Source organism: Coleofasciculus sp. (assembly GCF_046565525.1).
GTDB lineage: Bacteria > Cyanobacteriota > Cyanobacteriia > Cyanobacteriales > Coleofasciculaceae > Coleofasciculus.
Genome location: NZ_JBKHUP010000189.1, coordinates 1 through 8,054, shown reverse-complemented (window position 1 = coordinate 8,054; position 8,054 = coordinate 1). Strand labels below are relative to the sequence as shown.

At 47.6% G+C, this 8,054-nt stretch carries 4 protein-coding genes; 3 read left to right on the top strand and 1 reads right to left on the bottom strand.

Features of this window, described 5'->3' with window-relative positions; genetic code table 11:
- Positions 1 to 292: 292 nt before the first annotated feature.
- The 3 genes from ACLGGO_RS34435 (at position 293) to tatC (ending at position 3,425) form a co-directional block, all read left to right on the top strand.
- Positions 293 to 2,050, top strand: coding sequence for an ABC transporter ATP-binding protein (locus ACLGGO_RS34435; protein WP_446422687.1), 1,758 nt, complete (start codon positions 293 to 295; stop codon positions 2,048 to 2,050).
- Between the two features lie 66 nt (positions 2,051 to 2,116).
- Positions 2,117 to 2,551, top strand: coding sequence for a beta-carboxysome assembly chaperone CcmS (ccmS, locus tag ACLGGO_RS34430; protein WP_446335462.1), 435 nt, complete (start codon positions 2,117 to 2,119; stop codon positions 2,549 to 2,551).
- A gap of 100 nt (positions 2,552 to 2,651) precedes the next feature.
- Positions 2,652 to 3,425, top strand: coding sequence for a twin-arginine translocase subunit TatC (gene tatC, locus ACLGGO_RS34425; RefSeq protein WP_446422686.1), 774 nt, complete (start codon positions 2,652 to 2,654; stop codon positions 3,423 to 3,425).
- Between the two features lie 636 nt (positions 3,426 to 4,061).
- Here tatC and ACLGGO_RS34420 read toward each other — a convergent pair.
- On the bottom strand, positions 4,062 to 8,054 hold a 3,993-nt coding region (locus ACLGGO_RS34420), incomplete at its 5' end, for a CHAT domain-containing protein (RefSeq protein WP_446422685.1).

Below are 8,054 nucleotides of genomic sequence, written 5' to 3'. Positions count from 1 at the left end.
TGGAGAGGCGCGACTTAAGTCCGCCTCGTAATATCCTTTAAGAATCCCCCTTACTTTAGTCGGGGGAGTACGTCAAGGATTTTAAGAAAATAGGCAACAGGGAACAGGGAACGGGGAACAGGGCATTCTCTATTATCCAATTGTGTTAATAGGTTCTCCTTTGCTGAAAGAGCGTTTAACCTTATAGTGCAAAATATCAGTTGAATCAGCTTTTTGTCCAGTCAGGGTAATCTGCGTGTCCAGTTCAAAAGAAAAGAAGCACTCCCAAATCAGGAAGCCTCTGTCCAAATCAGTGTCCCCTCTCAAACGTCTATTCGCCTACGGTCATAACTATCGCACCCAAATCTGGCAGGCGATCGCGTGTTCGGTTCTCAATAAAATCTTTGACTTAGCGCCACCTGCGTTAATTGGTGCGGCGGTGGATGTAGTTGTCCAACAAGAGGATTCCCTCATCGCCCAACTCGGCGTCACCGACATCTTCACACAACTGTTGATTCTGGCGTTGCTTAGCCTGATCATCTGGGGATTAGAATCCATCTTTGAATATGCCTACAACCGACTCTGGCGTAATCTAGCACAGACGATTCAGCATGACTTGCGCTTAGATGCTTATGCTCACTTACAATCCCTCGACTTAGCTTATTTTGAGGATAGGAGTACGGGCAGGTTGATGTCTATTCTCAACGACGATATCAACCAACTGGAACGCTTTCTTGATGTTGGCGCCAATGAAATTCTCCAGGTATCCACAACCGTTGTGATTATTGGCGCCACCTTCTTGATTCTGGCACCTGGTGTGGCTTGGATGGCACTTCTACCCATGCCCTTTATTCTCTGGGGTTCCATCACCTTCCAGCGCCGCCTTGCTCCCCGTTATGCTGATGTGCGGGAAAAGGTGAGTTTACTCAATGGGCAATTGGCAAATAATCTGACAGGAATAACTACAATTAAAAGCTTTACGGCGGAAGCTTATGAAATCCAGAGGATCAGCGCCCAAAGCCAAGCCTATAGCCAAAGTAACCGTCGTGCGATCGCACTATCTGCGGCATTTGTGCCGTTGATTCGTATCCTCATTTTATTGGGCTTTGTCGGAATTCTCCTCTATGGGGGTATGGAAGCGGTAGCTGGGAGATTAGCCGTCGGTACTTATAGCGTGTTAGTATTTCTCACTCAGCGCTTGCTGTGGCCCCTCACCCGACTGGGACAAACCCTCGATCTCTATCAACGGGCGATGGCGTCTACAGCCAGGGTGATGAATCTGTTAGATACACCGATTACCATGCATTCGGGCGAGATTTCTTTGCCAGTAACTCAGGTTCGGGGTGAGTTGGCGTTAAAAAATATTACTTTTTCCTATCAGGGACGCCATCCTGTGATAGAAAATCTTTCCCTTCATATTCCGGCGGGAAAAACCATTGCCATTGTCGGTGCGACGGGTTCGGGGAAAAGTACCCTGGTCAAGTTATTATTGAGACTCTATGAAGTCCAGGAAGGAACCATAACCCTTGATGGTATTGACCTGCGCCAGCTTCAGTTAGCTGATTTACGCCGCGCCATTGGTTTAGTCAGTCAGGATGTGTTTCTGTTTCATGGCACTGTGCGGGAAAATATTACTTATGGTAGTTTTGATGTCACGTTATCTGAGGTAACGGAAGCCGCAGAAATTGCTGAAGCCCATGAATTTATCTGCCAACTCCCCCAAGGATACGACACAATTATTGGGGAGAGAGGACAAAAGTTATCCGGTGGACAGCAGCAGCGATTAGCAATTGCCCGTGCTATCTTAAAAAATCCCCCCGTGCTGATCCTCGATGAAGCCACCTCCGCCGTAGATAACGAGACAGAAGCCGCCATTCAGCGATCGCTAGAGAAGATTACCCAAAACCGGACAACGATCGCGATCGCTCATCGCCTGTCTACAGTACGCAATGCCGATTGTATTTATGTTATGGAAAAGGGTAAATTAGTTGAACAAGGCACCCATGAACAACTACTAGAGCAACAAGCCATTTATGCGATGCTCTGGCAAGTTCAGTCTGGGGTTAAATAAGTCATTCGTCATTGGTCATACTCGCTGTCCTTGAGAAGCAAGCTACGTCATTGGGAATTGTAAACCATGATCATGTTCAGTAAACCTCAGCCGAATAAGCCAGAGGATCAGTGGAAAGTTAAGCTAAATAAGTTTGCCAAAGAACATAGTAAGGAACTGGCGGCGCTGTCATGGGGACTCTTTCTGGAGAAGGGCGAAAGCGACGAAACGTTGGGAATTGACCTGAAACCCCAACCCCACTTTGTCTATTGTCCCAAAGCGGCGCTGGAAAAACTGAATCAAAAGGTTGATAACTATCTTCAGGAAATGATAGGTATTGTGAATGCTCACCAACCGGATAAAGAAGTTTTAATGATTGGGATTGGCAATGACCAAATTAAATTAATTCATTTTGAACCCGAATCCCCACCCCCCCTCTGTTTTGAGCAAGTGGGTAAAGATGTAGATACATTGCTCAAAGAGCTAGAACAGCGTCTGAGTGAATTTGGTATTTGTCCTTAGTCATTTGTCAAAGACCAGTAAATTTCAATTAAATATCAAAATGGAATGAAACCTAGAAATCGGTACAATAGTTAACAAAACCAACCAACTCGACAAACTGATGACGCCTGACGTAGAAACTTTACCCCAGCAACCTGCTGACACGAGTGAAACCAACTACCTCGACGAACTTCCCAATGATGCAGAAATGTCGCTGTTCGATCATTTAGAAGAGTTGCGGCGGCGAATGTTCTATTCGCTGCTTGCTGTCGCCGTTGGTGCTACTGGCTGCTTTGTGGCGGTTAAATACATTGTCCAGTTATTGGAAATCCCCGCTAGAGGCGTTAAGTTTTTGCAATTGGCTCCCGGTGAATACTTCTTTGTTTCCCTGAAAGTGGCGGGTTACAGTGGTTTGCTGGTTGCGACTCCTTTCATTCTGTACCAAACTATTCAGTTTGTCTTACCTGGGCTGACTCGCCGCGAACGACGCTTGATTGCACCTGTGGTTTTAGGATCTAGTGTTCTGTTTTTCGTGGGGTTGGCATTTTCCTACATCGCTTTAATTCCAGCCGCGCTGAAATTCTTTATTAGTTACGGTGCTGATGTCGTTGAGCAAGCTTGGTCAATTGAACGGTATTTTGAATTTGTGCTGCTACTCATGTTCAGCACGGGGATAGCCTTTCAAGTGCCAATTATTCAGATTCTGTTGGGAAATTTAGGAATTGTCTCATCCTCACAAATGCTTTCTGGTTGGCGGATTGTTATTTTGGGTGCCGTGGTTTTAGGCGCTGTGTTAACTCCCTCCACTGATCCTCTGACTCAAAGCTTACTCGCTGGTGCTGTCATCGGTCTTTACTTTGGCGGAATTGGTTTGGTTAAGCTGTCAGGAAAGTGATTGAGTTCGTAGTAAGGGGCGAGCCTGTTATCATCCTGGGTTGATTATTAGCGTGACAGCGATAGTTCACGACTTGATCAAAAGTGACGTGAAACTCCCTCATTTCTGATGCTTGTTTGAGCATTAGATGCATCAAACGGTTTTTTTGTCAAATTCGCCCCTGAGTAAGTTGATGAAATTGGGGATTGAAACACGTTTGTATTTTCTCAATTTTTGCCAATTAAGGAAAAAAATTGACGTTAATTTAAGGGTTTGATGGGTTTTTCCCGGAAAAATGACTATAAGAAAGCCACCATACAAGATTCGATTTTGTCATACTACAACCAAAATCAACGTAAAGTCAAGCTTTGCCAGGAATTTCCGACTGAAGCCCTCAGTCCAATTATCTTGATTAATTTAAAACTCAACGGATAAATCGAAAAGTTATCGTTATGGGATAGAGCCGCCGATGAGATGCAACCGGACATGAGAATATCCCTGTGGTATGGCTGGGATGATTTCCATCCCGTAGTTAGGGTGGAACTGTCAGTGGTTTCGCGATCGCACCACCAGCAAAAAAGCTCCCCCTGCTCCCCCTGCTCCCCCTGCTCCCCCTGCTCCCCCTGCTACCCCTGCTCCCTCTGCTCCCCCTGCTCTTTACCAAGGACTACCAATCATCGTAAACGCTGCCCAATAATAAGGATGAGAGAAATTTTGATTGTCGGACGATCCCGATACAACAGGACGATTTTCCCCTACCCCCAACCCACGCAACTCTCCTGATTCCACACGCACCTCCCCTCGCAGCAGGGCAAGTTGGGCGCGTCGGAGTGCTTCGGCTTTAATCGTTACATCCGGTTGACCCAATTGGTGGTAAAATTCGCTCATTAGCGCTAATGAACCGCCATCACTGACATACCAGAGACTGGCTAACGCTGACTTGACGCCAGCCTTCACCGCTAATCCGGCAAAGCCTAACTCTGCTTCTACACTGCCAAAAGCGGTGCGACAGGCGCTTAAGACCAACAGGTCTACTTGGGGCTTATCATGCCAACCCAGTTGCCGCATTTGGTCAAGTTGCAGTTTCGTGTCCCAAAGCTGAATGTACGACTTGCTGGGGTCTCCGTCTTGGAAATCAGCATGACTGGCAAGGTGGATAATTTGCCAAGGCTTTTGTTGGCGCTGAGTTTGCAGATTCTGGAGGGTGAATTGGTCATTGAGATAAGCTTCCCCTGACCAGACGTTTTGAGTAATCGTTTCCAGTTCAATGGGGACAGCAGGTAAGGGTCTTTGGTTAGTGAATTCAGAAGCGCCCATGGCTAAGACTGGGGCATCTTTAATCGGATTGTAGCGGGTATTGGTCAGGCTGACACTGGGGATGGAACCGAGGGCGTATTTTTCGATGAGAAACTGTTCCCCGTCGTATAAAGCCGCCATGGGGATGGTGCGTAAACCCGCGTCCATGGAAAAGATGAGGGTGTCGATACCTAGGGCTTCTAGATCAGGTTCTAGGGGAGCAATCATCCAATTATAGAGTTGTTGCCCGGAATTCTTCAGGTAGTCTAGGGGCAGGTTAACGTTAGTGACAGCATCATAGAATTCGTTGAGTTTTTCCTGGAAGGCTGCACGATTAGCGGCGGGAATGGTTTTGCGGATGGGAGTACCGTCGGGAACAACCATGATGAGTTCCAGTTGGTCGGGTAGGGAAACGGCGTAGACGATAACTGGGTGAGTGCCAGTTTCAGCGGTGATGGTGTTTAGGGTATTGCGAATGGTTTCGACGCTGGCTTCTTCGTTGGCGATGTCTTCACCGAGATAGTCTTCGTATTCTTCTTCAAAGAGGTCGTCAATGCTTGTGATGGCATCATTGAGGTTTTGCGTCAGTAGGTTGGGGAGGTTGATGCGTCCGGTGTCTAGGTTTCCTGTACCGGGAATCTGCCAGACAAAGCTAGATTCTCCGGTGAGGGGGTCTTGGTTGACCGAGGTTTGGGCACCAGCAATGTCTCCAACTAGATTAGCGAAAGTGGTTTGGGGGTTTATCGCTGAATCCGATGGTCGGATTGAGAAGGGTGGGGTTGTTGGGGGGGATAGAGTTTCTCCGGGGACGGAGATGATTTGAATGCCGTCTTGGGTGTGGGTGTTGGGAAACTCGCGTCTTGGTGAGATGGTTTGGTTGGTAAATAAATTTCCGGTGGTTATGGCTCCGGCTGTGCCGTTTGTTCCTGCGTCCCCAACGATAAAGGGTGTGATGCCCTGTCCTCCGTGGCGGATAATAATGGAGCCACCCGCAGTCGCTCCACTGGTGGAAATGCTGGCTGTTCCACCGTTGAGATTGGGGAAAGAGGTCGTTGCTTGGAAGAATTGGGGGGTTGTGATATCGACGTTTCCCCCTGCGCCAGCGATGCCGCCTTCGGTGTTAATGCCTGCGACGGTAATATCGCCATTATCTGAGTTGAGGGTAATTTTACCACCATTGGCGATGGCTGATGTGGAGGATAGGGGTAGGGAACCTGTATTGATGCTGGTGGCAGCATTGAGGGTAATATCACCGCCATTACCGTTACTGGAAAAAGAGACTATACCGCCTTGAGTAGTGAAGGTGTCGTTGAGGACAGTAAAGGTGTCGTCGAGGATATTAATGGAACCACCGCTATCGATGTCAATTGTGCCACCATTTCCATTGGCACCACTGGCGATGATGGTTTGGGTCGTAATATTACCAGCAGAATTGAGGGTGATATTGCCGCCATTAACATTTCCTAAAGCGGTGATAAGGTCTGTGTTGATGTCATTGTCGCTGGTGAGATTTATTTGCCCACCATCACCATTCCTACTATTGGTGATAATGCTTTGTGTGGTAATTTTGCCAGTTGATTGGAGAGTAATATTACCGCCTGTGCCGTTACTTAAAGCATTGAGAATGCCTGTGATTATCTCATTGCCACTGGTGAGGTGTATGTCTCCACCGTCACCGTTAACGCCATTGGTGAAAATGTTTTGGGTGGTAATTTTGCCTGTAGATTGGAGCGTAATATCACCACTATTGGTATTGCTTAAACCGTTAATAAAGACTGTGGTGATGTTGCCGTCGCTATTGAAGTTAATTGTTCCACCTTGACCGTTTTCGCTACCGAATAAAATAGTGTTCGTGGTGATATTACCTGCTGAATCGAAAGTGATTGTGCCGCCATTGGTGTTTCCAGAAACGTTGAGAATGGCTGTCGTAAGAATATTGCTGTCGCTATTCAGGTTAATTGTTCCCCCCTGACCGTTTTCACTGCTAGCAATGATGCCATTAGTATTAATTTGACCAGCAGATTGGAGGGTAATAGTACCGCCACTGGTGTTTCCAGAGGCATCAAGAATAGCGGTTGTGATATCGTTTTCGCTATCCAGGTTGATAGTACCGCCAGTGCCGTTGCTGCTGGTTGTGGAGATGTTATCGGTAGAGATGTTATCTGTGGCATTGAGGGTGATAGTTCCGCCATTTTGATTACCGATAGCGCTGAGAGTACCTGTGCTAATTTCACTGTTGCTGGTGAGGTGAATCGTTCCCCCGTTATTGAGCGTGCCATCAGTGTTAATGTCATCGGTGATGATATCTGTTGCGGCATCAACAAGAATATTGCCGCCGTTTTGATTACCGATAGCGCTGAGAGTACCTGTGCTAATTTCACTGTTGCTGGTGAGGCGAATCGTTCCCCCGTTATTGACGGTGCCATCGGTTTTGATATCGTTGGTGATGATATTACCAGGGGCATTAAGGGTAATCGTGCCGCCAGTCCCATTACTTCCAGCACTGAGAGTTCCATTACTCGTGTTAATCCCACCCCGGTTATTGATTAGAGTAATCGTTCCACCTGTGATAGTACTGGCTGTGATATCGCCACTGGCATTATTCGTTAATCCATCACCTGTACCGAGAATGAAGGTTGTATCCCCTGTGCCAGAATTGAGTGAGATTCCAGGGGCGATGGAGATGACGGCTTGACCGGGGTCTCGCTGAACATTCACTACCCCGTTGGCAGTGGTATCGTTAGCAATTAGGCTGAGGTTGCCGTTATCGGTAAAGATGTCTGCATTAACAAGAATGCTGCGTCCTGACTGCATACTGAGGCTACCGCCATTGCCGTTGGGATTGATGCTAATAATTGGGCGATTAAGGGTAATGTCGTTATTGGCTTGTAGTACTACGTTTGTACCTGCGCTCAGGGTTTGCTGTAATGTACTGGGAGCGAGGGTAACGGTGGCATCAGGCTCGTTGGTAAACTGGAATAGGTTTGGGTCAAAACTGGGAATTGTCGGAGGAGTGGGATTGCTAGGCGCAACAGTTACCCGACTGCTGCCTTCACCTAAAAAGCTGACCAAAAATGTGCTATTGACGGGATCTTCAACTACTGTATTTAGGCGGGCAAAAGCTGTGCGACCGACAATGCTGTTTTGAGGAGTAATTGCATTCGTGCCATCGAGAGTTCTGCCCGTGTTGCCATTCCCCCAGGTGACTGCCCCGGCATTCCCTACTACCCCGTTGTCCCAAGAGCGGCTACGCACCACGTAATTGCCGTTGCTCAGGGCTACTACACCTCCATTGCCCACAAAGTCATTAGCACGGGTGCCGACTAAGCTATTGGCAGCATCAACCGCCCCAGA

Excerpts from the sequence above, each read along its gene's own strand:
- ccmS (WP_446335462.1), top strand. The coding sequence starts at position 2,117 with ATGATCATGTTCAGTAAACCTCAGCCGAATAAGCCAGAGGATCAGTGG.
- tatC (WP_446422686.1), top strand. The coding sequence starts at position 2,652 with ATGACGCCTGACGTAGAAACTTTACCCCAGCAACCTGCTGACACGAGT.